Genomic DNA, 26,147 nt, shown 5'->3' with positions numbered 1-26,147 from the left:
ATGGACCTGTCTCGTCGTGAGCTGCTGACCCGCACCGGCCAGGCCGCCGCCCTGGCCACGGCCGCCTCCGCGCTCACCACCACCGGTGCGGCGCAGGCCGGACCGGGCACCGTCGTCACGCTCACCCAGGGCACCAACATCTCCGTCACCCGGTCACGGGACGGCAGGTGGCTCGCGATCGACCTCGTCACCGCCATCTGGGTGCTGCCCGCGACCGGTGGCACCGCCCGCAGGCTGACCGACGAGCTGCAGGACGCGTCGCTGCCGTCGTTCGGTCCGGGCGGCCGGATCGCGTTCCAGTCCTACCGGGACGGCAACTACCACCTCTACGTCACCGACCTCGCCGGGAGCACGCCCCGGCAGCTCACCAGCGGCCAGTACGACCACCGCGAGCCCGCGTTCTCGCCCGACGGCACGAAGATCGCGTTCACCAGCGACAGGGGCGGCAGCTACGGCGTGCACGTGCTGGACGTCGCCTCCGGTGCCGTCACCCAGCTCACCGGCCTGCCGGACGAGGCCGCCGCACCGCAGTGGTCACCCGACGGCCGCCGGCTGGTCTTCACCGTCGGCAACGCGGCCGTGGACGCCGTGGCGCTCGACGGCACCCGCGAACGCCTGGTCACCGCACCGGCGGGCGCGCAGCTGTTCGGCGCGAGCTGCGGGCCGGGCGGTCAGCCGAGCTACACGCTGATGCGACCGGGCCAGGCCGACCTGATGCTCGGTGACCGGGCCGTCGTCACCGGGCAGGACGTCTTCGGGTTCGCGCCGCTGTGGGACGGCGGCAGCGTGCTCTACACCGCCGACGGCAAGATCCGGCTGTTCGACGGCAGGTCCACGAAGGACATCCCCTTCAGCGCAACGGTTCCCGTGCGCACCCCGCGGCAGCACCGCGCGCGCACCCCCACTGGCGGTCAGGTCAGGGGCATCGCGAGCCCGGTCGTGTCGCGCGACGGCACGAAGATCGCCTTCCGGGCGCTGAACGCGCTGCACCTGCTGGCCGACGGCCGCACCACGAAGCTGACCGACGGCGCGTACTTCGACTCCGACCCGGACTTCTCGCCCGACGGCACCCGGCTGCTGTACGCGAGCGACCGCACCGGCATCGCCCAGCTGCGCGTGCGGGACCTGCGGACCGGCGCCGACGAGGCCCACGCGCCCGCGCCGCACGCGCAGACCACGCCCCGGTTCTCCCCGGACGGCACCAAGGTCGCCTACGTCGACCAGGACGGCCAGGTGTGGGTGGTCGACGCGGCCGGCCGCCGCCAGGTCACCCCGACGCTGTTCCAGCCCGGCCGTCCCACCTGGTCCGCCGACGGCACGGTGGTCGCGCTGGCCGCGGTGAAGCCGTTCTCCCGGCGGTTCCGCGAGGGCACCAGCCAGGTCCTCACCGTCGACCTCGTCAGCGGCGAGCTGCGGTACACCGAGCCGATGCCGTTCCGGTCGATCGCGACCCGCGGCGACGACGGCCCGGTGTGGTCACCCGACGGCCGGCACCTCGCGTTCGTCGTCGAGAGCCTCGCCTTCGTCGTGGCCGTCGACGGCAAGGGACGGTTCCTCGGCACGCCGCGACAGGTCACCCGCGAGGTCACCGACTCGCTGGCATGGCACGGCGACGACGCGTTGGTGTACCTCAACAACGGCCGCCTGCGGAAGTCCACATTGGACGGCAAGGCCAGCACCGTCCGGGTCGGCCTCACCTGGCGCAGGCAGCGTTCACCCGAGCGCGAAGTCGTGCACGTCAAGGCTTACTGGGACGGCGAGGCGCACGAGCTGCGCGAGAACGTCGACCTCGTGGTCGACCACGGCCGGATCGCGGACGTCCGCCCGCACCGCGGTCGTGCCGACGTGGACGCGAGCACGCTGACCGCCATCCCCGGCCTCATCGACGCCCACAACCACTGGCACCTGCGCGGACGGGCGTGGGGAGCGCGCCAGGGCAACGTGTGGCTCGCCTACGGCATCACCACCGTCCGCTCACCCGGTGACCCGGTCTACCAGATGGTCGAGACCCGCGAGGCGCTCGCCGCAGGAACCCTGACCGGGCCCCGGTTCTACGCGACCGGCGAGGCCGTCGACGGTTCCCGCGTCTACTACAACTTCATGCGCCCGACCCTGTCGCGCGCCCAGCTCGACCTCGAACTGCGCCGCGCCCACGAGCTCGACTACGACATGCTCAAGACCTACGTCCGGCTGCCCGTCGAGCTGCAACGCGCTGCCGTGCAGCGGTCCCGCGTCCCGTTGTCGTCGCACTACCTCTACCCGGCCGCGAACATCGGCATGAACGGCATGGAGCACGTCGGCGCCACCAACCGCCTGGGCTACTCGCACACGATCTCCCGCCAGGGCCGCGCCTACCAGGACGTGGTCGCGCTGTTCACCCGCACCGGCATGTCCATGACCCCGACCCTGTTCCACAACCGCGCCCTGTTCGCCGAGGACAGGTCGCTGGTGCTGGACGAACGCACCCGCGTGCTGTTCCCGCCGTGGGAGTACGAGCGCTACCTCGCCGAGGCGAACACCGGTGGTGCCTCCTCGTCGTTGCACATCTTGCGCGGCTGGGTCGAGTTCGCGCTGGCCGTGCACCGCGGCGGTGGCCTCGTGATCTGCGGCACCGACGCGCCACTCGACGCGCCCGCCACCGCCACGCACATGAACCTGCGCGCCATGGTCAAGTTCGGCTTCACACCGCGGGAGGCGCTGATCACCGCCACCCGCAACCCGGCGACGTGGCTGGGCCTGCCGATCGGGTCGCTGCGGCCCGGTGCCCCGGCCGACATCGCGTTCGTCTCCGGCAACCCGCTCGCGGACATCAGGGCGGCGGCCGACGTGCGCCAGGTGATGGTGGGCGGGCGCCTGCACACCGTCGCCGACCTGCTCAAGCCCTACCGGGCGCAGCAGCGGACGGCGACGGACGACGCGCTGCCGCCGTTGCCGTCAGCGCGGAACAGGCACTGGTGGCACGAACCGGAGTGGGCCGACCACGCCTGCTGCGGTCACTGATCCCAGCCGAGCACGCTGAACGGCGTGCCGGCGAGGTGACCGCGGATTCCGGCGGCGGAGTAGGCGATCAGCTCCTCCGGCAGCGCGTCCAGTTCGAACCAGCGCAGCGCCGAGCACTTGCCGGGCTCGCGGTTGACCGGCTCCCCGGCCCACCGCGTGGTCGTGAAGAACAGACCTAGCCGCGGTTCCACACCGGCCGCGGTGACGTGCGCGGTGTGCACGTGCCGCAGGTCGGCCGGGTCGATCTCGACACCGACCTCCTCGCGGGCCTCCCTGACCGCGGCGGCCGGCACCGACTCGCCGCGGTCGAGCTTGCCCGACGGCAGGTGCCACACCCCGTCGAAGCGCGGGTCGGTGTCCCTGCGCAGCGAGAGCAGGACCTGCCCGGCGCGCAGCAGCAGGACGTGGACGTCGATCAGGTGGCGGTCGGGCACCGGGTCCTCCCAGGGACGCGAAAATGATCTGCGGCCGCGCGGGCTGTCGTGACACGATCGTGCCATGACAGCCTTCGCGACCCCCGACGACATCGCCCGGCGCACCACCGCGGCCAGGGACGCGGCCGTGGCGGCGGGGCGCGACCTCGGCCTCACCGTGACCGAGCCCGCGGTGCTCTACGAGCTGTTCTCGGTGGTCGTCCACCTGGCACCGAGCCCGGTCGTGGCCCGCGTGCCGGTCGTCCTGCCGCACACCGAGGACCTCGCCGCCACCGGCGCCCGCCAGCGGCGCGAGCTGGACGTGGCGCGGTGGCTCGCGGACCAGGACGTCCCGGTGATCCCGCCGAGCCCCGACGTGCCGGCCGAACCCGTGCAGCGCGACGGGTTCTCCATCACGTTCTGGCCGTTCGTCCCGGAGGACAAGAGCGGCGAACCGGATTACGTCGCGAACTCGGAAAAGGCGGCCGAACTGCACGCGGCGCTGAAAGGATATCCGGGCGAGCTTCCCATTCCTGGGAACAACGGACCCCGCATTCATCACCGATGCGCTCCGCCTCCTGGAAAAGCACCCGGACCTGCTCGACGCGGCCGATCTCGACCGCGCCCGGCGTGAATGGGCGGAGCTCGAACCGGTGGTGCGTTCCCAGGCCGAGTTCGAGAAGCGCTTTCCCGGCGTCGACCTGCAGCCGGTCCACGGCGACTGCCCGCCCGCGAACATCTTCGCGAGCACGACCGGCCCGTTGTTCTCCGACTTCGAGCTCGTCACGTACGGGCCGGTCGAGTGGGACCTCGCCTCCCTCGGCCCCGACCTCGAAGCCGCCTACAACCGCGGCGCCCGCACCCACGGCCTCCGCGAGCTGGACGCCGACGTGCTGGCGTTCGTCAACGCCGTCGCCGCTCTGCGCGCCGTCGCCTACCTCGTGGTCGCGCCACAGCTGCCGCAGATCGTCGACTTCATGAAGCCGTTGGTCGACACCTGGCGCTCCCGCGCCTGACCGGCATCTGCAAGTACCGCCAACCACCCCGCAAACCGTGCTGGATGATCTTGAGTTGGTGGTACTCGCAGATGCGGGCTAAGCGTGGGCGGCTGCGGCTCGGTCGCCCAGCCAGGCCACCACGTCCTCGGCGGGCAACGGCTCGCTGAGGAAGTAGCCCTGCACCACGTCGCAGCCGGCCTCGGCCAGCGCCGTCCAGGTGTCCTGGTCCTCCACGCCCTCCGCCACGGCCTGCAGGCCGAAGTTGCGGGCCAGGGCGACCAGGGCGTGCACGATCGCCGAGTCACCGGCGTCGGTGCACATGTGCGTGACGAACGAACGGTCGAGCTTCATCTCGTGCACCCGCATGCTGCGCAGGTAGGAGATCGACGAGTAGCCGGTGCCGAAGTCGTCGATCGACAGCCGCACGCCCAGCTCGGTCAGGCCGCGCAGCACGTCCACGGCGCGGTCCGGGTCGGAGATGATCGCGGACTCGGTGATCTCCAGCGTCAGCAGCCGTGCGGGCAGGCCGTGGCGCTTGATCAGGTCGGCCACGTCGCCGGGGAACTCGGTGTGCAGCAGGCAGGCGGCGCCCACGTTCACCGACACCGGCACCTCCCAGCCCGCGTCCGACCAGGTGCGGCACTGGCGCAGCGCCGCGTCGATCACGTACCGGGTCAGCGGCTCGATCAGGCCGTTCTCCTCGGCGACCGGGATGAACTCGTCCGGGCGCACCAGGCCGCGGGTCGGGTGCTGCCAGCGCGCCAGCGCCTCGACGCCGCACACCGCGCCCGTGTCGGCCAGCGCCTTGGGCTGGTAGTGCAGGAACAGCTCGCCGCGGTCGATCGCGTGCCGCAGCTCCGTCACGGCCGTGAGCTGCGAGGCACCGCGTTCGTGCAGGCGGGCGTCGTACACGGCCACACCGGACTTGTCGCGCTTGGCCGCGTACATCGCGATGTCCGCGTGCCGCAGCAGCTCGTGGCCGTCGAGGGAGTCGTCCGGGCACAGCGCCACGCCGACGCTGCCCGCGACCTCCAGCTCCAGGCCCTCCAGGATCACCGGCATCGCCAGCGCCGTGAGGATCTTGTCCGCGACCATCCGCGCGTTGTCCGCCGAGCCGACGCCGGGCAGCAGCACCGCGAACTCGTCGCCGCCCAGGCGGGCCACGAGGTCGGTGTCGCGCACCGCCCACGACAGCCGGTTGGCCACCTGGCGCAGCAGCAGGTCACCGACGTGGTGCCCGAGCGAGTCGTTGACCTCCTTGAACCGGTCGAGGTCCACGATCAGCAACGCCAGCGGCTCGTTCTTCTTGTGCGCCTTGGCGACGACCTGCTCCATCCGGCGGGCGAGCAGCGTCCGGTTCGCGAGACCGGTCAACGCGTCGTGGTGCGCCTCGTGCTCGTTCTTCGCGGCCTGGCGCAGGATCTTGCGGCGGTGGCCGAGCAGCACCATGCCGAACAGGCCCACCAGGAACGCGTCCAGCGCGAACGCCGCGATCTGCGCGACCCGCAGCCGGGTGTTCTTCTCGTCCGCCGCGCGCAGGTAGTCGGTGGTGTCGAGCTGCTTGGCACCGATCGTCGTGGAGACCTGGCGGCGCAGCGAGGAGTGCGCGAACCCGGCCTGGTCGACCTGCGCGGGGTCGTCACCGGCGAGCACCTTGCGCAGCGTCTCCGTCGTCGTGTCGTACAGCGGCAGCAGGCGCGTGGCCACCGCGACGTCCGACGGGGTGCCGTTGGCCTGCAGCCACTCCAGCTCGCCACGGGCGGCGCCGACCGAGTTCCGCAACGGCTCGACGGTCAGCTCGGTGCGCTTGAGCTGCAGGTCGCGCAGCGCGTTGTCGGTGATGTTGATGTGTTCGAGCACCCGGCTCCAGCGCTCGCTGGTCTCGTTGAACTGGCGCACCTGCGCGGTCGTGATCTGCGCGCTGATGCTGCTCCACAACGCCAGCCCGGCCAGTGCCAGCAGCCCGGCCGTCAGCCCCACCGTCGCCACCCGTGCGGTGGCGCGGCTCTCCCAAAGCCTCACCGTGCCTGCTCCAACGGTCGCAACCAGCTCGCGGGGTCCTCGACGAAGGCGTCGAGCTGGGGCCGGAACCACTGCTCGCGCGCCTGCTCCGACTCCTGCCGGTGCAGGACCTCGTCGAGGTTCGCCGTCGTGACCGCCAGTCCCGGGGTGAACACCCACCCCTCGGGTAACTCCGCGCCGCCTCTGGCCTGCCGGGCGAGCAGCCACCCGGCGACCGCGCCCTTGAGGTAGTGCTCCGGCGAGACTGACGCCACCACGACGCCGTCCCGCACCGCCTGCAACGTCCGAGGGTCGACCCCGAACCCGCCCACCAGCCACCTCGCCGACTTCTCGGTCTTGATCGCGGCGAGGTTGAACCCGTCGCAGTCTCCGGTCCCCACGAAAGCCAGTGCGCCGGGGTTGGCCGCCGCGAGCCGTCGCCACGCGTCGAGGTTCGCCTCGTCGTCGCGCTGCGTGTCGAACGGCCCCAGCACCCGCACTCCCGGTAGTTTCTCGGCGAACCGCCCACGGATTCCGTCGGCCCGGTCGTCGAACCCGGCCAGTCCCGGAGTGGCGTTTCCCAGCACCACCGAACCGGTCGCGTCCGAGGGCAATCGGCGCATCAACTCGTCAGCCAGCTTTTCGCCGAGCTCGTAGTTGTCGTTACCGATGTGGAGCCTCACCCCGGAGCTCGACCCGAGTCGCATGTCCACACCGACGACGGAGAGGTGTTCGCGCAAGGCCGCGGTGATGGACGGCGCCATCAGCGCGGGTTCGGACGTGGCGACGGCGACACCGCCTTTCGCCGTCCGTGACAGATCCCGGAACAACTCGACTTCCCTGTGCCCGTCGTGGCCGGAGGGTCCCGTGACGGTCGCGCTCACCCCGCCGACCCGGCCGACGCCCTCGTGGAACCCGCTGGTCATCTCCTGTGCGAACGACCCGCCCGTGCGCTTGACCACGAACCCGACGTGCGGCAACGCCGACGAGCTCGCGGCGGCACCGCAGCCGGTGGTGGCGACGGTGCCGGCGGCCACCAGGCCCAGCAGGCCCGCCACCAGCCCCGCAGTACGCATCGCAGACCTCGGGCTCGCTCGACCGACGGAACGGTTGATCTCCAGAGCGGCCGATGCTACCTCGACCGATGTGAAATGGGGACAGCGCACTCCTGGACGGGAAGCGCTTTCACATTACCGGTGCGCCTTTCCGTCAGGACGGGTCATAACCCAGGTTCGGGCGCAGCCACTGCTCCACCTCGGCCACCGGCCGGCCGCGCCGCAGCGCGTAGTCCTCGATCTGGTCGCGGCCCAGCCGCCCGACGGTGAAGTACTTCGCCTCCGGGTGCTGGAAGATCATCCCGCTCACGCTGGCGGCGGGGTTCATGGCGAACGACTCGGTGAGGCTCACGCCGATCCGCCCGGCGTCGAGCAGGTCGAACAGCTCGCGCTTGACGGTGTGGTCAGGGCAGGCCGGGTAGCCCAGCGCGGGCCGGATGCCGCGGAAGCGCTCGGCGTGCAGGTCGGCGAGCTCGGGCGCCGCGTCCGGCTCGAACCAGTCGCGGCGCGCCCGCAGGTGGATCCACTCGGCGAACGCCTCGGCGAGCCGGTCGGCCAGCGCCTTGACCATGATCGCCCGGTAGTCGTCGTTCTTCGCCTCGTACGTTGCGGCCAGCTCGTCCGCGCCGAGCACGGTCACCGCGAACCCGCCGACGTGGTCGCCCTGAGGCGCCACGTAGTCGGCCAGGCAGCGGTTCGGGCGGGAGAGCGGCTTCTGCGTCTGCTGGCGCAGCATCGGCCACGTCACGGTCTCCGCGCCGGCCTCCACGACGATGTCGTCGCCCTCGGAGTGCGCCGGCCAGAAGCCGTGCACACCGCGCGGCTGGAACGAGTCGTTCGCGATGATCTCGTCGAGCAGCGCCGTGGCGTCGTCGTAGAGCTCGCGGGCGACCGGCTGCTCCAGGATCGCCGGGAACTTGCCCTTGAGCTCCCAGGCCAGGAACAGGAACGTCCAGTCGACGTACTCGCGCAGCTCCGCCACCGACGGCGTCAGCACGCGGGTGCCGGTGAACGCGGGCGCGGGCAGCTCGGAGAAGTCGACCCGCTCGGCGTTGGCGCGCGCGTCGGCGATGGCGAGCAGCGGCACCTGCCTGCGGTTCTCGTGCTGCTCGCGCAACCGGGCCTGCTCGGCGCGGTTGGCGAGGTTCAGCTCGTGCCCGCGGCGGTCGTCGCGCAGGTCGGACACCACGCCGACGACCCGCGAGGCGTCCAGCACGTGCACGACCGGCTCGTCGTAGACCGGGGCGATCTTCACGGCGGTGTGCTGCCGGGAGGTCGTGGCGCCGCCGATCAGCAGCGGCAGCTTCATGCCGCGCCGCTGCATCTCCTCGGCCACGGCGACCATCTCGTCCAGCGACGGCGTGATCAGCCCGGACAGGCCGATGACGTCGGCGTGCTCCTTGATCGCGGTGTCGAGGATCTTGGCGGCCGGCACCATCACGCCGAGGTCGATGACGTCGTAGTTGTTGCAGCCCAGCACGACGCCGACGATGTTCTTGCCGATGTCGTGCACGTCGCCCTTGACGGTGGCGAGCACGACCTTGCCGTTGCCACCCGCGGACGACGACGGCTCGTTCTCCATGAACGGCTCCAGGTAGGCGACCGCGCGCTTCATCACCCGCGCGCTCTTCACCACCTGCGGCAGGAACATCTTGCCCGCGCCGAACAGGTCGCCGACGACCTTCATGCCGTCCATCAGCGGGCCCTCGATCACGTCGAGCGGCCGGGGCAGGGCCTGGCGGGCCTCCTCGGTGTCCTCCTCGACGAAGTCGACGACGCCGTGCAGGATCGCGTGCTCCAGCCGCTTGGCGACCGGTGCCTCGCGCCACGACAGGTCGACGACGCGCTTCTGACCGGGGCCCTTGACCGTCTCCGCGTGCGTGACGAGCCGGTCGGTGGCGTCCTCGCGGCGGTTGAAGATGACGTCCTCGACCAGCTCCAGCAGGTCGGCGGGGATGTCCTCGTAGACGACGAGCTGGCCCGCGTTGACGATGCCCATGTCCAGGCCCGCCTTGACGGCGTGGAACAGGAACGCGGAGTGCATCGCCTCGCGGACGACGTCGTTGCCGCGGAAGGAGAACGACAGGTTCGAGATGCCACCGCTGGTGCGCGCGCCCGGACAGCGCTCCTTGATCAGCGGCAGGGCGTCGATGAACGCCCTGGCGTAGCCGTTGTGCTCCTCGATGCCGGTCGCGACCGCGAGCACGTTCGGGTCGAAGATGATGTCCTGCGCCGGGAAACCGGCCTCGCGGGTGAGCAGGTCGTAGGCGCGGGCGCAGATCTCGACCTTGCGCTCGGTCGTGTCGGCCTGGCCCTGCTCGTCGAACGCCATGACCACGACGCCGGCGCCGAAGTCGCGGATGACGCGGGCCTGCGCCAGGAACGGCTCCTCGCCCTCCTTGAGGCTGATCGAGTTGACCACGCCCTTGCCCTGCACGCACCGCAGACCGGCCTGCAGCACGTCCCAGCGGGAGCTGTCGATCATGACCGGGATCCGCGCGATCTCCGGCTCGGTGGCGATGAGGTTCAGGAACGTCGTCATCGCCTGCTCACCGTCGAGCAGGTCGGCGTCCATGTTCACGTCGAGGAGGTTCGCGCCGCCGCGGACCTGGTCCAGCGCCACCGCGAGGGCCGACTGGTGGTCGTCGGCCTCGATCAGCCTGCGGAACTTCGCCGAGCCGGTGACGTTCGTGCGCTCACCGATCATGACGAACCCGGTGTCGGCGCCGATCTCGAACGTCTCCAGGCCGCTGAAGCGGGTGGTGTGCCGCGCCTCGGGCACCGCGCGCGGCGCCTGGTCCCGCACGGCGCCGGCGATGGCCCTGATGTGGTCGGGGGAGGTGCCGCAGCAGCCGCCGACGACGTTGACGATGCCCGCCCGCGCGAACTCGCCGAGCAGGGCCGCGGTCTGCTCAGGCGTCTCGTCGTAGCCGCCGAACGCGTTGGGCAGGCCGGCGTTGGGGTGCGAGGCCACGAACGTGCCGGCCTTCTGCGCGAGCTCGGCCACGTGCGGGCGCATCTCGGCGGCGCCCAGCGAGCAGTTCACGCCCACGACCAGCGGCTCCGCGTGCTCGACCGAGCTCCAGAACGCCTCGACGGTCTGCCCGGACAGGGTCCGGCCGCTCAGGTCGACGATCGTCACCGAGATCCACAGCGGCAGCTCGGGGGCGACCTTGCGGGCGGCGGTGATCGCGGCCTTGCAGTTGAGCGTGTCGAAGATCGTCTCGATGAGCAGCAGGTCGACGCCGCCGTCGCGCAGCGCCGCGATCTGCTCGGCGTAGGAGTCCTCGACCTGCTGGTAGCTGACGGCCCGGTAGGCGGGGTCCTCGACCTTGGGCGACAGGCTGAGCGTGACGTTGAGCGGGCCGACCGAGCCGGCCACGAACCTCCCGCCGAACTCCTCCGCCGCCTGCCGCGCGAGCCGGGCGCCGGCGAGGTTCATGTCGCGCACCCGGTCCTGCAGCCCGTAGTCGGCCTGGCCGATCGAGGTGGCGGTGAACGTGTTCGTCGTCGTGATGTCCGCGCCCGCCGCGAGGTACTGCCGGTGCACGTCGAGCACCAGGTCGGGGCGGGTGAGGTTGAGCAGGTCCGGGTCGCCGGTGACGTCCATGTGGTGGTCGCCGAACTCGGTGCCGCGGTAGTCCGCCGGCGTGAGACCCGCCTGCTGGAACATCGTGCCCCAGGCCCCGTCGAGGACTGCGATCCGCTGGTTCAGCAGGGCCCTGAGATCACTCACGCGCGCTCCCGAATAGTCGGAAGCGCCCTTGTTGCGTGGTGACTCGACGCCGAGCGTGGCAGGCCGCGAGGCCCGTTGCAGCGCTTCTCGACATCGCCGGAAGTCTACCGTGGCCGACCACGGGTCAGGAAACCGTCCCACCAAATAAGATGGTCGGATGACTGGCGGACGCGCGTTGGTGCTCGGCGGTGGCGGTGTCACCGGGATCGCTTGGGAGACAGGCCTTCTGCACGGCCTCGCCGAGCGGGGGATCGACCTGGCGGCGGCGGACCTGCTCGTGGGGACGTCGGCCGGTTCGGTCGTCGCCACCCAGCTGGCCGGAGGGGTCGCGCCGGACGAGCTGTACGCGAGCCAGCTGCTGCCGCCGGACGGGGAGCTGCCGGCGAGGCTGACCGGCTGGATGATCGCGCGGTACGCGCTTTCCCACGCGCTACCCGGTTCCGGCGCCGTCAAACGCGCCCGGCTGGGCAGGGCGGCGCTGCGCGCGTCGACGCCGTCGGAGGAGTCGCGGCGCGCGGTGTTCGAGAGCCGGCTGTCCACCAGGGAGTGGCCGGAGCGCGCGTTGAAGGTGACCGCCGTGGACACCGCCGACGGCCGGTTCGTCGCCTTCGACCGGGACAGCGGGGTGCCGCTGGTGGACGCGGTGGCCTCCTCCTGCGCGGTGCCGCTGGTGTGGCCGCCGGTCACGATCGGTGGCCGCCGGTACATGGACGGCGGGATGCGGTCGGTGGCCAACGTGGACCTCGCCGCCGGGTGCGAGCGGGTGGTCGTGGTGGCGCCGCTGACGCGGGCCATGTCGAAGGCGGCGACCCCGCAGGCGCAGGCCGAGCGGCTGGGCATGCCGTCGATCGTGCTCAGCCCCGACGCCGCGGCGCTCGCGGCGATCGGGAAGAACCTGCTGGACCCGGCCCGGCGGCGACCCGCGGCCGAGGCGGGGTACGCCCAGGCGGAGTCGGTCGCCGAAGCCGTGCGGGCGGTCTGGGCGGGCTGAGCGTCCGGGGCCGGACGTTCGGAGTCGGCTGCTCGGCGGTCGGGCGTCTGGGGCCGGGCGTCGAAGGGTGGCGGGTCTGGGACTTGGGCGCCAGAGGCTGAGCGCCAGAGGCTGAGCACTGTCCGAACGCGCAACAACCGGTCCTGACCCTTGTCCGAGGCCGCTGACCTGCCTAGCGTCGCCAACCACTCGCATTGTCAGCTTTGTTAACCATTTGCTGGAGGCGGTCGTGGGCGGCAGGACGACGACGGCAGTCGGGGCGGTCGGGCTCGTGCTCGGTCTCCTCATCGCGGGGGTGACCAGTGCGTCGGCGGCGGACCCGCTGGTCTCCCGCGGCAAGGCGGTGCTGGCCTCCTCGACCGAGGGGACCGGGTTCGAGGCGGCGAAGGCGGTCGACGGCAGCACGTCGACCCGCTGGGCGTCGGTGGAGGGGCACGACCCGGAGTGGTTGCGGGTCGACCTCGGCTCCACCCACGCCATCAGCCGGGTCAGGCTGAGCTGGGAGGCCGCGTACGCCAGGGCGTACCGCGTGCAGACCTCACCGGACGGCTCGGCGTGGAGCGACGTCTACTCGACGAGCTCCGGTGACGGCGGCACCGACGACCTGACCGTGTCCGGCTCCGGCCGGTACGTGCGGGTCTACGGCACGGCCCGCGGCACGGCGTACGGCTACTCGTTGTGGGAGCTGGAGGTCTACGGCAGCGCGGACGGCACCACCCCGCCGACGACCCCGCCGACCACCACCACGACGTCACCGCCGTCGTCCGGGCTCGGCTACCCGTTCGGCAGCAGGCAGACCCCGTACGCGGCCGGGGTGCTGCGGCCCTCCGGCAGCACGTCGACGCTGGACGCGAAGATCGTCGACTACTACCAGCGCTGGAAGTCGGCGTTCGTGAAGCAGAACTGCGGCAACGGCTGGTACCAGGTCATCTCGCCGGACGCGGCGTTCCCGTACGTGGCCGAGGCCCAGGGCTACGGCATGGTCATCACCGCGACCATGGCCGGCGCCGACCCGGACGCGAAGAAGATCTTCGACGGCCTGTTGAAGTACAAGCTCGCGCACCCGTCGGCCAACAACCCCGACCTGCTCGCGTCCGAACAGGACACCGCCTGCCGCAGCGTCAACGGCAGCGACAGCGCGACCGACGGCGACATGGACACCGCCTACGGCCTGCTGCTCGCCGACCGGCAGTGGGGCAGCGCGGGCACCTACAACTACCGGCAGATCGCGCTGAAGAACATCGGCGCCATCAAGAAGAGCCTGGTCAACCCGAACACGAACCTGCTGCTCATGGGCGACTGGTCCACCTCGGGCAACAGCAGGCAGTACTACGGCTCCCGGTCGTCGGACTGGATGAGCGACCACTTCCGGGCGTTCCGCAAGGCGACCGGTGACGCGGCGTGGGACACGATCCGCGCGAAGCACCAGGACCTGATCGCGAACCTGCAGGCCAACTACGCGGCGGGCACCGGTCTGCTGCCGGACTTCGTGCAGGACACGAACTCCACGGCCAAGCCCGCCGTCGGCGAGATGCTGGAGGAGGCGGCGACCGACGGCAAGTACTGGTACAACGCGTGCCGCGACCCGTGGCGCATCGGCGCGGACGCGGCGCTGACCGGTGACGCGAAGTCGCTGGCCGCGGCCCGCAAGCTCAACTCGTGGATCAAGAGCAAGACCGGTGGCGACCCCGGCAGGATCGCGATCGGCTACCAGCTCAACGGCACGCAGATCAACAGCGGCAGCGACGCGGCGTTCGTGGCGCCGTTCGCGGTCGCTGCCACCACGGACCCCGGCAGCCAGGCGTGGCTGGACGCGCTGTGGGCCAAGATGCTCGCCACGCCGATCAACACCGACACCTACTTCGGCGCGAGCATCCAGCTGCAGGTGATGATCACGGTGAGCGGCAACCACTGGATCCCGTGATCCGGGGTTCACTGTCCCGGTGGGGATCGCTAAGGCGCGCCGGATCGCGCTGAGGGCACATCGGGGACAGCTGACGGACGGCGGCGGGCTGTTCGTCGACCGGCTGGAGTGGCCCGGCAGGCGGTGTGGTTGCACGCCGTACCCGGTACCGGGGTGGACCTCACCCGCCAGGACCTGTCCTGGCGGGTGCTCCGGGTGGTGGAGGCGCTGCAACCGGAGCACCGGTGGGCCGCACCCGTGCCCGCGCGGGTGCGGCAGTTCCCGGACGCGGTGCTGGTGCACGAGGTGCTGCGGGCCGACCGGCGCTGGGACCCGCCGGTGAGCACGCCGAAGCGCGTGGCACCCGCCGTCGGTCAGCAGAGCGTCCGCAGGAACTCCGGACCGCCCTCTTCCGCGTTGAGTCCTTTCTCGACGAACGCGATGTTGTGGTGGAACGAGATCCCGCTGATGTTGCGCTGCACGTACCCGCCGTTCACCCGCGGGTCGGCCACCTCGGCCAGGTTCAGGCCGTCCACGAAGGACTTCAGCATCCCGATCGACGTGCCGGCGCCGCCGTCGGGAGCGCCGCCCCAGCTCGGCCAGTACGCGGTCTGCAGGTCCTCGACCACGTACAGCCCGCCAGCGCGCACGTGCGGGAACAGGGCGTGGAACGACGTCCGCACGTGGTCGTTGAGGTGGCTGCCGTCGTCGATCACCACGTCGAACGGGCCGAGCCGCGTGCCCAGCGCGTCGAGGAACGCCGCGTCGGACTGGTCGCCCTGCACGGTCGTGATCCGCGGGCCGGTCACACCGGGTTTCGCCGTGATGTCGAGGCCGTGGACCAGGCCGCGCCGGAAGTAGCGCTGCCACATCCGCAGCGAGGCACCGCCGCTGTCCGGGTCGTCGTAGCCGCCGATGCCGATCTCCAGCACCCGCACCGGTTCGGTGCGCAGGCGGGCGAAGTGGCGTTCGTAGTGCTGGGTGTACCAGTGCAGGTCGCCCCACTTGTCCGAGCCGAACCGCACGGCCAGCGCGCCGAGGTCCTCCTGCGGCGGGCGCAGCGCGGTGAGCACCGCCTCGACGGCCGCCGGGTAGTCGCGGCGGCCGCGGAACCACGCGCCCACGCCGCCCTCGTCGAGCCCGGCGGAGGGGGTGCTGACCGCGAGGCTCGGCCACCGCCGCTCGGTGCCGTAGAGGGTGCGGACGGCGTCGGCGAGGTCCAGGGAGACGACGAGGTCGGCGCCGGTGCGCAGGTGGCTCGTCGTGACGCCGTCGAAGTGCAGGTCCAGGCGGACGTCGTGCTCCACCTCGCCGATCTCGGCCAGCAGCGCCGCGGTGACCGCGTCCGGTCCGAGGCGGCGGAGGGTGTCGTCGAGCAGGTCACGTCCCGCGGTCGCGGCCTGGAGCAGCGGAGCGAGGACCGGCCAGCTGGCGTCCGGCAACTGTTCCCCCTTGGTTTGACTTGAGTCCGGGTCGAGCGGGTCTTCCTACGATCCCACCATGGGGATTCGGCGCACGGTATCCATGATCTTGGCCGCACTGCTCGCGGTGGTGTCCGGCGGGACCGCACAGGCGGGGGAGCGGCAGCTGCTCTTCTACAACCACGCGTGGGGCACCTACGACCGCGTCACGGCCGACGCGGTCGAGCACTCCGCCTACCTGAGGGCGTTCGCCGACTTCGAGGTCCGGACCACGACCGGCGCGGGCGGTGAGGTGTGGACCGGCCGCTACCTGCGCGGCCGCGAGACCTACCTGGAGATCTTCGGCGTCGGCGACGTCCCCGGCCAGGACGGCCTGCTCGGCTCGGCGGGCCTGGGCCTGTCGACCGAGCACGACGGCGACATCACGGCCGTGCGCTCCCGCCTGGCCGCCTCCGGTGTGCCGCCGTTCGAGTTCGTGCAGACCCGCGACTTCGGCGACCACGTGCCGGTGCCGTGGTTCGACGCGGTGCTCGGCTTCGAGCAGTACGACCGCTTCGGCGCGTGGGCGATGGAGTACCGCGACGAGTACTTCGCCGACCCGCGCGGCCAGACCCAGCCCGCCCGCTACCCCGGTGACGTCGGCCGCGAGCGCTACCTGCCGGACAACTACCGCGACCGCCTGATGCGCGACATCACGTTCGTCCGGCTCGCCGTCACCGAACGGGACTTCGCGAGCACCGTGCCGCTGCTGCGGGCAGGGGGGTTCAAGCTCAAGGCCGACGCCGGTGGCGTCACGGCGTCGCGCGGCGGCACCACCATGCGGTTCGACAAGGTGCGGATGGGCCAGACCGGGCTCAAGCGGATCGAGTTCGCGCTGAACCGCGGCGTCGCCCGGCACGAGGAGCGCATCGGCAACTCCACGCTGGTCGTGGGCCCGGGCAGGCACGCGGTCTGGACGTTCTGACACAGTTGGGCCATGTCGCCGGTCGGGCAGGAGCAGCTGGTCGCGCCGGCCGAGGCCGTGGTGGCCGGGTTGACCGACGAGGAGATCAGCACTGGGTGAGAAGAGCCTCCATGCGTGACGTGCGTGCCCTGGTGCTGGCGGCGCTGGTCGTCGCCCTCGTCGTCACCGCCGCGCTGGCCGACCTGCCCGACGTGGCCGAGCTGCGCACGTCGATGCGGGCACTGGGCCCGTGGGCACCGCTCGCGTTCCTGGCGTTCGGGGCACTCGGCACGCCGCTGTTCTTCCCCAAACCCGTCCTGGCCACGGTGTCCGGGCTGCTGTTCGGGGTCGTCACCGGTGCGGCGCTGGCGGTCGTCGCGTTCACCGCGGGTGCCCTGATCTCCTTCTGGGCCGGTCGCCTGCTGGGACGCGAGGCGGTGGCGCGCAGGCTGGGCAGCGGGCGGTTGCGGGTGCTGGACGAGGTGTTCGCCACGAACGGGCTCGCGGCCACGGTCGTGCTGCGGCTGCTGCCCGTCGTGCCGTTCGCCGCGTCGAACTACGGCGCCGGCGTCACGGCGGTGCGGCCGGTGTCGTTCGGGCTGGGCACCGCGATCGGGCTGGTGCCCACGACGCTGGTGGCCGCGTTCCTCGGTGACGCCGTGCTCGACCTCGGCTCACCGCGGTCGGTCGCTGCCGGGGCGGCCTGGCTGGTGCTGGCGGCGGCCGGGGTGGTGTGGGGGCGCAGGTTGCTCCGGCAGCCGGGGTGAGGTGGAGCCTGCTCCACCCCGAACCCGGCAGCTGGCGGGATCCTCGCGGAACCCCCTGGTCACTAGCGTTTCCGGCATGACGAACACCCGAACGAACAACAGCGCGACCCGTGCCCTGCTCTGGACCGCACTCGTCTTCTTCCTGATCGGCAACGTGGGCTCGCAGGTCCTCGGCCTCGGCATCGCCGTCACCATCGCCTTCGGCGTGCTGACCCTGCTGGCCGGCGCCGCCCTGGTCGCCGGCCGCAGGAGGTGATCAGCCGCGCCGCGTCACGACCACGCGGTGCGGGCCGTGGAACACGATGTCGTGCGGGAACTCCACCTCGCCCGTGCTGAAGCCGCCCAGCGCGGGCAGGAGCAGGCCGAGGCCGATCTCCAGCTCGGCGCGGGCGAGGGTGGCGCCGAGGCAGTAGTGGATGCCGAGGCCGAAGCCGGTGTTGCGGCCGCCGGGGCGGTCGAACAGCAGCGAGTCGGGTGCGGTGAACCGTGCGGGGTCGCGGTTGGCCGCACCGAGCACCACCATCACCTTGGCGCCGGCGGGGATGGGGTAGCCCGCGACGACGGCGTCCTCGTGGGCCCAGCGGCCGACCGCCTGCACGGGCGGGTCGAACCGGACCAGCTCCTCGACGGCCGCCGGGGTCACGCCGCGGCGCAGCTCGGCCAGCGCGGCCGGGCGGGCGGCCAGTGCCAGCACGGACTTGGCCAGGACGTTGGTCGTGGTCTCGTGCCCGGCGGTCATCAGGTGCACGCAGGTGCCGACGATCTCGTCCGAGGACAGCGGTTCGCCGCGCGTCTGGGCCGACACCATCAACGACACCAGGTCGTCGCCGGGGTCGGACCGGCGTTTCTCCACCAGTGTCAGGAAGTAGTCGCGCAGCTCCTGGGCGGCGCGGTCGGCGACGGCGTGCGCGTCCGGGTTGGCCGCCGCGCGGACGCTGCTGGCCTGCTGGAGGTCGACGGCCATCGCGCGCAGCCACCCCCAGTCCGCGCGCGGTACGCCGAGCAGCTCGGAGATCACCAGGATCGGCAGCGGGGCTGCGAACCGCTCCACCAGGTCGAACGTCATCGGCAGGCCGGCCAGGAGCTCTTCGGCGATGGCGGCGATCCGCGGCCGGAGGTTCGTGACGACCGAGGGCGAGAACTCCTTGGTCAGCACCGACCTCAGCTCGGTGTGCCGCGGCGGGTCGAGGAACACCAGCCAGTTCTCGACCATCGTGCGCAACGCCGACGACCGCGTCACCGGACTGCCACCGCCCGAGGGGGACCGGCGGCCGAACGCGGGGGAGGTCAGCACCTGCACGGCGGCGTCGTGGCCGAACACGTAGCAGGTGCCGTCCGCGAAGTGCACGGGTCCGGCGGCCAGGTACCGCGCGAACACCGGGAACGGGTCGCGCAGGTCGGCGTCCGACCAGTCCCGCAACGAGAACGGCTTCACCGCGCACCTCCGCGCACGACGTCCGCCACGGAACCGGCGTCCGCGGGCAGCTCGGTGCCGCGCCACGCCACGTGCCCGTCCGGCCGCACCAGGACGAACGGCCGCTCGTAGGCCTGCGCGATCTCCGGCTGGTCCAGCCGCACCGCGCTGAACGGGATTCCGCGCGACTCGAACGCCGCCGTGAACTCGCCGAGCCGGTCGGAGTCCGCGAAGTGCACGAGCACGAACCCGTCCCCGAACAGGTCCAATGTGGACATCGACTCCTTCACCCACGCGTGCGGCGCGCGGGAACCCGGCCGGGTGTTGGGCCTGCGGTCCTCGACGTTCTCGGCCGTGGGGTCGTCGATCACGAGCGGTGACCCGGCGTAGGTGAAGCCGAGGTGGATCTCCGGCGCGTCGAACTCGCGGGCCACGCCGCCGCGCTGAAGGCCCTCGCTGATCTTCGCCCGCATCGCCGCGCCCTGCGGGGTGTCGTCGTTCAGGAAGGGCGGGACCTCGCGCCGCATCGCCCGTTCCAGGTTGCGGTTGGCCTCCTCCAAGCCCTCGAACGCCACGGGCTGACGTTCCAGTGCGTAGCTGTCGAGCAGGCCCGGTCCGGCCCAGCCGCGCAGTTCCGCTGCGAGCTTCCAGCCGAGGTCTGCGGCACCGCAGATGCCGGTGTTCATGCCGAAACCGCCCGACGGCGACAGCGTGTGCGCCGAGTCGCCGACGAGGAAGACGCGCCCGGAGCGGAAGTTCTCCGCAACCCGGTGCACGAGGTGCCATTCGTTGTCGGACAACACCTCCACCGGCGTGTCGAACGCGATCGCCGTGCGCACCAGCGTCTCGGCGTCCTGCGTCGACTCCGGCGACCCCTGCAGGCCGACGGTCAGCCGGTACAGCCCGCGCCCGTCCAGCGCGCGGACCGGGAACCGCAGCGCCGAGGAGATCATCAGGTAGTAGAAGTTCGCGACCGCGGACCCCAGCCGCTCACGCAGTTCCGGCGCCTGGAACAGGATGTTGCGGAACACGAGCGTGTCGTGCACCGGCGGGGCGGCGATCCCGAGCTGCTTGCGGATCGGCGAGCTCGCGCCGTCGCACGCGATCAGGTACCGCGACCGCACCGAGGTGCCGTCGCTCAGCACCGCGAGCACACCGGCCGGGTCCTGGGTGAACGACTCCAGCCGCGTGCTCATCCGCACCGGTCCGTCCGGGTGCACGCCGACCGCCTTGCGCAGCAACGGACCGAGCCAGTGCTGCGGGCAGATCGCGTCCGGTTCCGGGGTGTGCCGGAAGTCGGGGCGGGTGCCCATCGTGTGGCGGTCCAGCCGGAACAGCTCGTGGCCGCCGATGCGGGTGGTCCACACGCAGTCCAGCGGGTGGTCCTCCGGCCAGCCCGAGTGGCGGATGTCGTCGGCGATGCCCCAGCGGCGGAAGAACTCCATGGACCGCGGCCCGATGCTGGAGACCTTGGGGTGGCTGACGCTGCCGTCACCGGCTTCCACGAGGACGAAGTCCACGCCGCGGGACCGCAGCTCCAGCGCGGTGGCCATGCCGGTCGGACCGCCGCCGACGATGACGACCTCGGTGTCGAGCACGGTGTTCTCCTCGATGTTCGTGCTGTGACTCGTGCCGTGGTGCGCGCCGCGGTTCGTGCCGTCGTTCATGCCGCGGCTCACGCCGTGGTCCGTTCCGTCGTTCATGCCGCGGTTCGCGTCGTGGCTCGTGCCGTCGTTCATGCCGCACCACCGCGCATGCGGCGGTAGCCGGACGCCGCCAGCGGGCGTTCGAGCGGGGTGGCCGCGTGGATCTCCTGCGCCGCGGCCAGACCGGACTCGATCGCGCCCTCGATCCAGGCCGGGTAGGTGGAGCAGTGCTCACCGGCGAAGAACAGCGTGCCCTGCGGTGCGGCCGCCAGCGCCCGTTCCTCCTCGGAGGTCGCGACGTCCTTGCTCCACCGCACCGACGCGGCGCCCATGCTGGAGAAGTCCTCGCCCCACGCCTGGGTCACCACGTCGAGCACCATCCCCGGCGCCTTGAGCTCGGGGTGGATGCGGCTCAGCTCGTCCAGCACCACGCGTTCGCGTTGCTGTGCGGGCAGTTGCCCCAGCGCGTCCGCGTCAGGGCCGATGGTGTAGCTGGCGAGCAGGGCCGCGCCGAGCCGCGGGTCGCTCTCGACCGGCGGGTAGTAGGTCTGGCGGACCAGGCCGCCGGTGAACGAGCCGCCGCCGCTGATGCCGTCGCTCTCCCAGAACGGTTCCCGGCAGTGCACCGCGACCTTGGTGGCCGGCCAGTACTGCATGTCGTGCACGGTCGCGAGCTTGTCGTCGTCGAGCCCGCTCAGCCGCATCCGCCGCACCACCGAGAACGGCACGGTGCACAGCACGTAGTCGCACTGGCTCGCGACGACGTCGAGGCCGCGCCGGGTCTCCACGACCACGCCGTCCGGGCGCACGTGCAGGCCGACCACCTCGCGGCCGCGGTGCACCGGGCCGCGCAGGCGTTCGGCCAGCCGCACGGGGATCTGGTCCATGCCGCCCTCCAGCCGGAACAGCGCGGAGGACGTCTCGACGGTGATGTCGTCGAAGAAGTGCGCGAGCCGGCTGCGCGCGGCGAACTTCGGGTTGCCCGCGAAGAACCGGTTGACGTCGACCCGCTCCACCCCGCCGGTGCTCGCGAGGAACGGCCGCACGTCGATGCCGTCGAGCAGGTCCAGCAGCTCGAGGTTCAGGTCGCTGTGCACGGTGGTGCGGAACGCGCCGGGCGCGACGGCGTTGACGCTGGCGGTCAGCCAGGCCGCCGCGAGCACGGACTCCTCCCGGTACTCGCCGGGCGGCAGGCCCTCGCGGAACTCCTCGACCAGCACCTTCGTGGCCTCGCGCACCCGGAAGTGCCCGGAGCGGGTCTCCAGGTAGCTGGCGTCGTCGGAGAACAGCGTGCGGAACTGCCGCACCCGGTCGCTCAGCCCGAGCAGGTCGATCCACTGCATGGTCCGGTGGTGCGAGGCGGGGATGCGCATGGCACCCAGCTCGGCGAGCGGGCCCCTGCCGACGAAACCGTGCGTGCGCACCCGGCCGCCGACCGCGAGCCGCGCCTCCAGGACCTGGACGCTGTGGCCCAGCCGCTCCAGCTCGTGCGCCGCGACCAGGCCGGCGACCCCCGCGCCGAGCACGGTGACGCGCTTGGGCCGCTGCTGCCAGTGGGGTACGCCCGACAGTACGTTCGTGTGCACCGGACTCATGGCTGAATCGTCGCGCTCCCGCGGACGGCCCCACATCCCCCAGCGCACCCCGGCCTCACCCGTTCATACCGCACGACACAACGGTTTCCGCGGTCACGGGCGCGCGGTGCTCCGTCCACCGCCGACACTGGGGCAAACTCTCGTGAGGAGGCCTGGCATGCCAGTGCGCACCGCTGATCTCGACCAGCGCACGACCACTGTGCGCGGACACGACGGCCTGCGGTTGGCCGCGACCACCGTCCTGCCCGCCGGAGAGCTGCGGTGCACGGCCCTGCTGCTGCACGGCGAGGGCTCCGACCGCGACCAGGGCGGGTTCTACCTGCGGCTCGCCACCGAACTGGCCCAGCTCGGCGTCGCCACCCTGCGCGTCGACCTGCCCGGCCACGGCGCCAGCGAGGGCACCCAGCAGGAGCTCAGCCTGTCCGGTCTGCTCAACGTCATCAGCGCCGCGCTGGCACACCTGCGCGACCACGTGGGTGCGGGTCCGGCCGCGCTCGTCGCGACCGGCCTGACCGGCGGTGTCGCCGCCGGGTACGCCGCACGGCGCGGTGACGAGGTCGCGAAGGTCGTGCTGTACAACCCGCTCATCGACTACCAGGAGCACTTCGCCGACGCCCACCCCGCGTGGTCGCGCGGTTTCCTGGGCGAGGAGGCGGCACGCGCGCTGCTCGCCGACGGGCACCTGCGGGTCTCCGACACGTTCGTCGTCGGCAGGGCGATGCTGAACGAGGTCTTCTGGTTGCAGCCGCGCGGCGTGCTGCCGGTGGTCACCGCCCCGACCCTCGTCGTGCACGGCACCGGCCCGACCGCGGTGCCGGTGTCGTCCTCGCGCACCGCGGTGGAGGCGCTCACCTGCCCGAGCCGGCTGGTCGAGATCAGCCCGCCGGTCGACGCGCACTGGCAGGCCCCGGCGATCCGGGTGACCGCGGAGTGGCTGCTCGGCCAGCACTGACGCACGACGAGGAAGGGCCCCTGCCGCGGCAGGGGCCCTTCCTCACGCCATCTGCGGCCAGGAGGCGTACTGCCGCAGACCGTAGAGCAGCGGCTGCGCGGCCGACCGGTGCACGACCCGCGCCACCCTGCCGAACACCACCACGTGCGTGCCGGTGCGGTGCATGTGGTCGACCTCGCAGTCCGCCGCGGCGTGCGCGTCGTCGACCAGGTGCGGCCCGCCGACGGACTCCGGGCGTTCCCAGGAGATCCGCTCGAACCGCGACGGGTCGCCCGACGAGAACAGCTCCGCGGCCGGCCTGGCACCGTCGTGCAGCAGGTTCACGCTGAAGGAACCGTTGTGCACCAACGCGTCCAGCGTCGGGCTGAGGTACCGCAGACACACCAGCAACGTCGGCGGGTCCAGCGACACGCTCGACAACGACGACACCGTCATGCCCCACGGCGTGCCGTCCCGGTCGAAGGCGGTCACCACCGCGACACCGGTCGGGAACGCCGCCATCAGCGAGCGGAACTGGGTGCTCACAACGGGACCTCCTCTCGGGCCGCGCCGACCCGCCGGGTGACGAGGTCGAGCAGCGGGCCGGTGAGCGCGGTGGTCACCAGCGCCATCACCAGCAGGGCGACGAACAGGCCGGGCGTGAGCAGGCCGGCGGTGAAACCGACCTGCAGCACCACGATCTCGGTCAGCCCGCGGGTGTTCACCAGCACGCCCACCCGCAGAGCGGTGACCCGGTCCTCGCCGCCCCAGCGCGCACCGGCGTACCCGCCGCCGACCTTGCCCGCGACGCCGAGCACGACCGCCAGCACCACGCCGACCCACGGGAACGCGGAGACCCCGCTGGTGGACAGCGTCGCGCCGGCCACCACGAAGAACACCGGCACGAACGCCCGGCCCACGCCGCTGACCAGCGTGACGACCCGCGACCACGCCTCGGTCCCCGGCACCGTGAGACCGACGAGGAACGCGCCGAAGATGGCCGTGAGACCGAGCGAGTGCACCGCCGTTCCCGCACCGAGCGCCACGACGGCGAGGACGAGCGCGGTCGTGCGCGGCCGTGCGGCGGCGAACGCCTCGGCCGGTGCCGAGCCGAGCGCCCGGTGCCCGGCCCACGCGACGAGCCCGCCGGCGGCGATGGTCGCGAACGCGAGCCACACGCCGCCGAGACCACCGGCGGCGAGCCCGAGCGCGACGGTCAGCAGCAACCACGCCGGCGTGTCGATCAGCACCGACGCCATCATCGACAGCGCCGAGGCACGCCCCAGGTCCGAGCGCTCCTCCAGGATGCGCGCCAGCACCGGCACCGCGGTCACGGACATGGCGACCGCGAGCATGATCACCAGCGCGGTGGCCGGTGCGGTGCCGCGCACGTCCGCTGGTGCCAGCCAGACCGCCCAGGCGGCGAAGACGAGACCGGTCAGCAGCGGCACCGCGAACGCACCGAGGCTGATCCGGCCCAGCGCCCGGCCGCGCCACCCGCCCGCACCCCGGTCGAGGTGGTGCACGACGCCGACGAGGAACAGCACCAGCCCCGCCTCACCGACCTGCTTCAGCGGACCGGTGACGGCCGCGGGCAGCACGGCGGTGAACACGCCCCTGCCGAACGCGGCCAGCAGCACCGGTCCGAGCAGGATGCTCAGCGCGATCTCCCCGACCACGGTGGGCATCCGCAGCAGCCGCGCGAGGCGCCGGCCCAGCCACGCGACCGCGAACACCGCGGCCAGCAGCACGAGCAGGTGGATCCCGTTCTGCACCACCGCCGTCACCTCGCCTGGTGCAGCTGCGCGAAGTACTCGTACTGCGTGGGCAACGTCCGTGCGAGCTCCGCGGCCTGTTCCGCGACGAGCTTGAGCTCGTGCTGGGCCGACGACGGGTCCATCAGGCCCAGCGCGGGGGAGGACTTCAGCGGAAGCCCGCCCAGGCCGAGCAGCATGCACACGTAGGAGTAGGACTCGAACCCGTGGTAGTGCGGGAACACGGACTCGTTGTCCGGCAACCGGGTCTGCCAGCGCTCCAGCCGCTCGGCCAGCCCGTCGGGCAGCGGCCGGGTCTTGGTGTCCTTCCAGTACTGGTTGTCCTGGCGCTTGGCGGCGTAGTAGTGCACGACGAGGAACTCGCGCACGCCGTCCATCACGTTGTTGACCAGCCTGTTGTAGGCGGTGCGCAGGCCGTCGTCCCAGCGCGCGTCCGGGAAGTGCTTCACCAGCTGCTCGATGCCGTGCTGGATGAAGAAGATGCCGGTGGACTCCAGCGGCTCGACGAACCCGCTGGACAGCCCGATCGCGACGCAGTTGTTCACCCAGTGGCGGCGGCTGCGGCCGATGCGCATCCTGATGTGGTTGGCCTCGGCGTCCTGCGCGGCCGGGCCGACGAACGCGCGCAGCGTCCGCTCGGCCTCCTCGGGCGTGGTGTAGTCGCTGGCGTAGACGTAACCCGTGCCGATGCGGTCGAACAGCGGGATCGTCCAGATCCAGCCCGCCTCCTGCGCGGTGGCCGTCGTGCACGGCCGCAGCCCGCGGTTCTCCATGTCCTGCGGCACGCGCAACGCGACCGCGCTGTCGTTGGGCAGCGAGGACTGGTAGGACTCGAACGGCTCCTGCAACGCCTTGCCCAGCAACAGGCTGCGGAAACCGGTGCAGTCGATGAACAGGTCGCCGGTGAGGTTCCCGTTGTCCCTGGTGACGACGTGGCTGATCCAGCCGCGGTCGTCCAGCGCCACGTCCTGCACGTCGTCCAGCACGTGCTTCACACCCCGCGCGACCGCGTAGTCGCGCAGGTAGTTCGCGACCAGCGTGGCGTCGAAGTGGTAGGCGTACGGGAACTGCGTGGTCTGCTCGGCAAGGGTCGTGCGGTACGTGCTGCGCTCGCCCAGGCCGCCCTCGAACAGCTCGCCGTCGAGGTGCCGCGGCGACTTCAGGTCGTCGCACAGCGTGCCGACCAGGAAGCAGTCCTTGTCGAAGCGGTCCGACTTCCGCTCGCGCAGCCACCAGTCCGTCAGCGGGAAGCCGTCGACGACGCGCTGCCGCTCGAACGGGTGGTAGAAGTGGTGTCCGGGCTCACGCCAGTTCTCGAACCGGATGGCGAGCTTGTAGGTCGCGTTGCACGCGGGCATCCACTCCTTCTCTTCCAGGCCGAGGTACTCGAAGAAGTGCCGGACCGTGCTGAACGTCGCCTCGCCCACGCCGATCGAGCCGACGCGGGCGGACTCGACGAGCGTGACGTCGACCCGGTCGCCGAAGGCGGCCGTGAGGTAGGAGGCGGTCATCCAGCCGGCCGTGCCGCCACCGACGACAACTACGTTCTTCAACATCT

Annotated in this window: 20 protein-coding genes and 1 riboswitch; of the genes, 9 read left to right on the top strand and 11 right to left on the bottom strand. The window is 71.9% G+C overall.

Annotated elements, in window-relative coordinates; translation table 11 throughout:
* Positions 1 to 3,000 carry a DPP IV N-terminal domain-containing protein gene (locus ACVDFE_RS32500; RefSeq protein WP_458433196.1) on the top strand — a complete coding sequence of 1,000 codons (3,000 nt, stop codon included), beginning with the start codon at positions 1 to 3 and terminating at the stop codon, positions 2,998 to 3,000.
* Here the strand turns inward: ACVDFE_RS32500 and ACVDFE_RS32495 are convergent.
* Complete coding sequence (locus tag ACVDFE_RS32495) at positions 2,994 to 3,434, bottom strand: NUDIX hydrolase (RefSeq protein ID WP_458433195.1); 441 nt, start codon at positions 3,432 to 3,434, stop codon at positions 2,994 to 2,996. The genes ACVDFE_RS32500 and ACVDFE_RS32495 overlap by 7 nt on opposite strands.
* 64 nt (positions 3,435 to 3,498) lie before the next feature.
* Here ACVDFE_RS32495 and ACVDFE_RS32490 point away from each other — a divergent pair, with 64 nt between their 5' ends.
* Together ACVDFE_RS32490 and ACVDFE_RS32485 are read left to right on the top strand one after the other, a co-directional pair.
* Entirely contained in the window at positions 3,499 to 4,047 is a 549-nt protein-coding gene (locus ACVDFE_RS32490; RefSeq protein ID WP_458433194.1) for a hypothetical protein, read from the top strand.
* Positions 3,947 to 4,429 (top strand): phosphotransferase, encoded by a 483-nt coding sequence (locus ACVDFE_RS32485; RefSeq protein WP_458434434.1) that lies wholly within the window; start codon positions 3,947 to 3,949, stop codon positions 4,427 to 4,429. The genes ACVDFE_RS32490 and ACVDFE_RS32485 overlap by 101 nt, the downstream gene beginning before the upstream one ends.
* A gap of 78 nt (positions 4,430 to 4,507) precedes the next feature.
* Here the strand turns inward: ACVDFE_RS32485 and ACVDFE_RS32480 are convergent, their stop codons facing one another.
* From ACVDFE_RS32480 to metH, 3 genes are all read right to left on the bottom strand, one after another.
* On the bottom strand, positions 4,508 to 6,433 hold the full coding sequence (locus ACVDFE_RS32480; RefSeq protein ID WP_458433193.1) for a putative bifunctional diguanylate cyclase/phosphodiesterase: 1,926 nt from the start codon (positions 6,431 to 6,433) through the stop codon (positions 4,508 to 4,510).
* Positions 6,430 to 7,488: a sugar ABC transporter substrate-binding protein gene (locus ACVDFE_RS32475; protein WP_360387651.1), complete on the bottom strand. Its 1,059-nt coding sequence runs from the start codon at positions 7,486 to 7,488 to the stop codon at positions 6,430 to 6,432. Before ACVDFE_RS32475 ends, ACVDFE_RS32480 begins: the two co-directional genes overlap by 4 nt.
* A 133-nt stretch (positions 7,489 to 7,621) precedes the next feature.
* Positions 7,622 to 11,203, bottom strand: a complete 3,582-nt coding sequence (gene metH, locus ACVDFE_RS32470; protein ID WP_360387653.1) for a methionine synthase — start codon at positions 11,201 to 11,203, stop codon at positions 7,622 to 7,624.
* 13 nt (positions 11,204 to 11,216) lie between these two features.
* A riboswitch (S-adenosyl-L-homocysteine riboswitch) is annotated at positions 11,217 to 11,298 on the bottom strand.
* Between the two features lie 62 nt (positions 11,299 to 11,360).
* Between metH and ACVDFE_RS32465 the strand changes: the two genes are divergently transcribed.
* On the top strand, positions 11,361 to 12,194 hold the full coding sequence (locus ACVDFE_RS32465) for a patatin-like phospholipase family protein (RefSeq protein WP_458433192.1): 834 nt from the start codon (positions 11,361 to 11,363) through the stop codon (positions 12,192 to 12,194).
* Positions 12,195 to 12,423: 229 nt separating this feature from the next.
* Positions 12,424 to 14,118 carry a glycosyl hydrolase family 8 gene (locus tag ACVDFE_RS32460; protein ID WP_458433190.1) on the top strand — a complete coding sequence of 565 codons (1,695 nt, stop codon included), beginning with the start codon at positions 12,424 to 12,426 and terminating at the stop codon, positions 14,116 to 14,118.
* A gap of 353 nt (positions 14,119 to 14,471) precedes the next feature.
* Here the strand turns inward: ACVDFE_RS32460 and ACVDFE_RS32455 are convergent, their stop codons facing one another.
* The gene (locus ACVDFE_RS32455; protein ID WP_458433189.1) at positions 14,472 to 15,539 is read right to left on the bottom strand and encodes a class I SAM-dependent methyltransferase; all 1,068 of its coding nucleotides are present in this window, start codon (positions 15,537 to 15,539) and stop codon (positions 14,472 to 14,474) included.
* Positions 15,540 to 15,621: 82 nt separating this feature from the next.
* On the opposite strand from ACVDFE_RS32455, the gene ACVDFE_RS32450 reads away from it, so the two are divergent.
* The 3 genes from ACVDFE_RS32450 (at position 15,622) to ACVDFE_RS32440 (ending at position 17,484) form a co-directional block, all read left to right on the top strand.
* Complete coding sequence (locus tag ACVDFE_RS32450; protein ID WP_458433188.1) at positions 15,622 to 16,482, top strand: DUF5829 family protein; 861 nt, start codon at positions 15,622 to 15,624, stop codon at positions 16,480 to 16,482.
* Between the two features lie 110 nt (positions 16,483 to 16,592).
* Positions 16,593 to 17,228: a TVP38/TMEM64 family protein gene (locus ACVDFE_RS32445; RefSeq protein ID WP_458433187.1), complete on the top strand. Its 636-nt coding sequence runs from the start codon at positions 16,593 to 16,595 to the stop codon at positions 17,226 to 17,228.
* Between the two features lie 76 nt (positions 17,229 to 17,304).
* The gene (locus ACVDFE_RS32440; RefSeq protein WP_360387671.1) at positions 17,305 to 17,484 is read left to right on the top strand and encodes a hypothetical protein; all 180 of its coding nucleotides are present in this window, start codon (positions 17,305 to 17,307) and stop codon (positions 17,482 to 17,484) included.
* On the opposite strand, the gene ACVDFE_RS32435 is transcribed toward ACVDFE_RS32440, so the two are convergent.
* Genes ACVDFE_RS32435 through ACVDFE_RS32425 form a run of 3 tightly spaced genes read right to left on the bottom strand, consistent with a single transcriptional unit; the run spans position 17,485 to position 21,874 of the window.
* Positions 17,485 to 18,663 (bottom strand): cytochrome P450, encoded by a 1,179-nt coding sequence (locus ACVDFE_RS32435; RefSeq protein ID WP_458433186.1) that lies wholly within the window; start codon positions 18,661 to 18,663, stop codon positions 17,485 to 17,487.
* Positions 18,660 to 20,381 (bottom strand): FAD-dependent monooxygenase, encoded by a 1,722-nt coding sequence (locus ACVDFE_RS32430; protein ID WP_458433185.1) that lies wholly within the window; start codon positions 20,379 to 20,381, stop codon positions 18,660 to 18,662. The genes ACVDFE_RS32435 and ACVDFE_RS32430 overlap by 4 nt, the downstream gene beginning before the upstream one ends.
* Complete coding sequence (locus ACVDFE_RS32425) at positions 20,378 to 21,874, bottom strand: flavin monoamine oxidase family protein (protein WP_360387679.1); 1,497 nt, start codon at positions 21,872 to 21,874, stop codon at positions 20,378 to 20,380. The genes ACVDFE_RS32430 and ACVDFE_RS32425 overlap by 4 nt, the downstream gene beginning before the upstream one ends.
* Positions 21,875 to 22,040: 166 nt before the next feature.
* On the opposite strand from ACVDFE_RS32425, the gene ACVDFE_RS32420 reads away from it, so the two are divergent.
* Positions 22,041 to 22,835: an alpha/beta hydrolase gene (locus ACVDFE_RS32420; protein WP_458433184.1), complete on the top strand. Its 795-nt coding sequence runs from the start codon at positions 22,041 to 22,043 to the stop codon at positions 22,833 to 22,835.
* A gap of 42 nt (positions 22,836 to 22,877) precedes the next feature.
* Here ACVDFE_RS32420 and ACVDFE_RS32415 read toward each other — a convergent pair whose 3' ends face one another.
* From ACVDFE_RS32415 to ACVDFE_RS32405, 3 genes are read right to left on the bottom strand one after another with little or no spacing between them, the layout of a single operon-like run.
* The gene (locus ACVDFE_RS32415; RefSeq protein WP_360387684.1) at positions 22,878 to 23,360 is read right to left on the bottom strand and encodes a flavin reductase family protein; all 483 of its coding nucleotides are present in this window, start codon (positions 23,358 to 23,360) and stop codon (positions 22,878 to 22,880) included.
* A complete protein-coding gene (locus ACVDFE_RS32410) occupies positions 23,357 to 24,592 on the bottom strand; it encodes a cation:proton antiporter (RefSeq protein ID WP_458433183.1) in 1,236 nt (411 codons plus the stop codon). The genes ACVDFE_RS32415 and ACVDFE_RS32410 overlap by 4 nt, the downstream gene beginning before the upstream one ends.
* Positions 24,593 to 24,597: 5 nt before the next feature.
* Entirely contained in the window at positions 24,598 to 26,145 is a 1,548-nt protein-coding gene (locus tag ACVDFE_RS32405; RefSeq protein WP_360387689.1) for a tryptophan halogenase family protein, read from the bottom strand.
* Between the last annotated feature and the right edge of the window lie 2 nt (positions 26,146 to 26,147).

This window comes from Lentzea chajnantorensis, assembly GCF_054300775.1.
This window is presented reverse-complemented; position numbering and strand designations above follow the sequence as displayed.

Coding starts and splice junctions, on each gene's coding strand:
- ACVDFE_RS32500 (WP_458433196.1), top strand. CDS start 1: ATGGACCTGTCTCGTCGTGAGCTGCTGACCCGCACCGGCCAGGCCGCC.
- ACVDFE_RS32490 (WP_458433194.1), top strand. CDS start 3,499: ATGACAGCCTTCGCGACCCCCGACGACATCGCCCGGCGCACCACCGCG.
- ACVDFE_RS32475 (WP_360387651.1), bottom strand. CDS start 7,488: ATGCGTACTGCGGGGCTGGTGGCGGGCCTGCTGGGCCTGGTGGCCGCC.
- ACVDFE_RS32465 (WP_458433192.1), top strand. CDS start 11,361: ATGACTGGCGGACGCGCGTTGGTGCTCGGCGGTGGCGGTGTCACCGGG.
- ACVDFE_RS32450 (WP_458433188.1), top strand. CDS start 15,622: ATGATCTTGGCCGCACTGCTCGCGGTGGTGTCCGGCGGGACCGCACAG.
- ACVDFE_RS32445 (WP_458433187.1), top strand. CDS start 16,593: ATGCGTGACGTGCGTGCCCTGGTGCTGGCGGCGCTGGTCGTCGCCCTC.
- ACVDFE_RS32440 (WP_360387671.1), top strand. CDS start 17,305: ATGACGAACACCCGAACGAACAACAGCGCGACCCGTGCCCTGCTCTGG.
- ACVDFE_RS32430 (WP_458433185.1), bottom strand. CDS start 20,381: ATGAACGACGGCACGAGCCACGACGCGAACCGCGGCATGAACGACGGA.
- ACVDFE_RS32420 (WP_458433184.1), top strand. CDS start 22,041: ATGCCAGTGCGCACCGCTGATCTCGACCAGCGCACGACCACTGTGCGC.
- ACVDFE_RS32405 (WP_360387689.1), bottom strand. CDS start 26,145: ATGTTGAAGAACGTAGTTGTCGTCGGTGGCGGCACGGCCGGCTGGATG.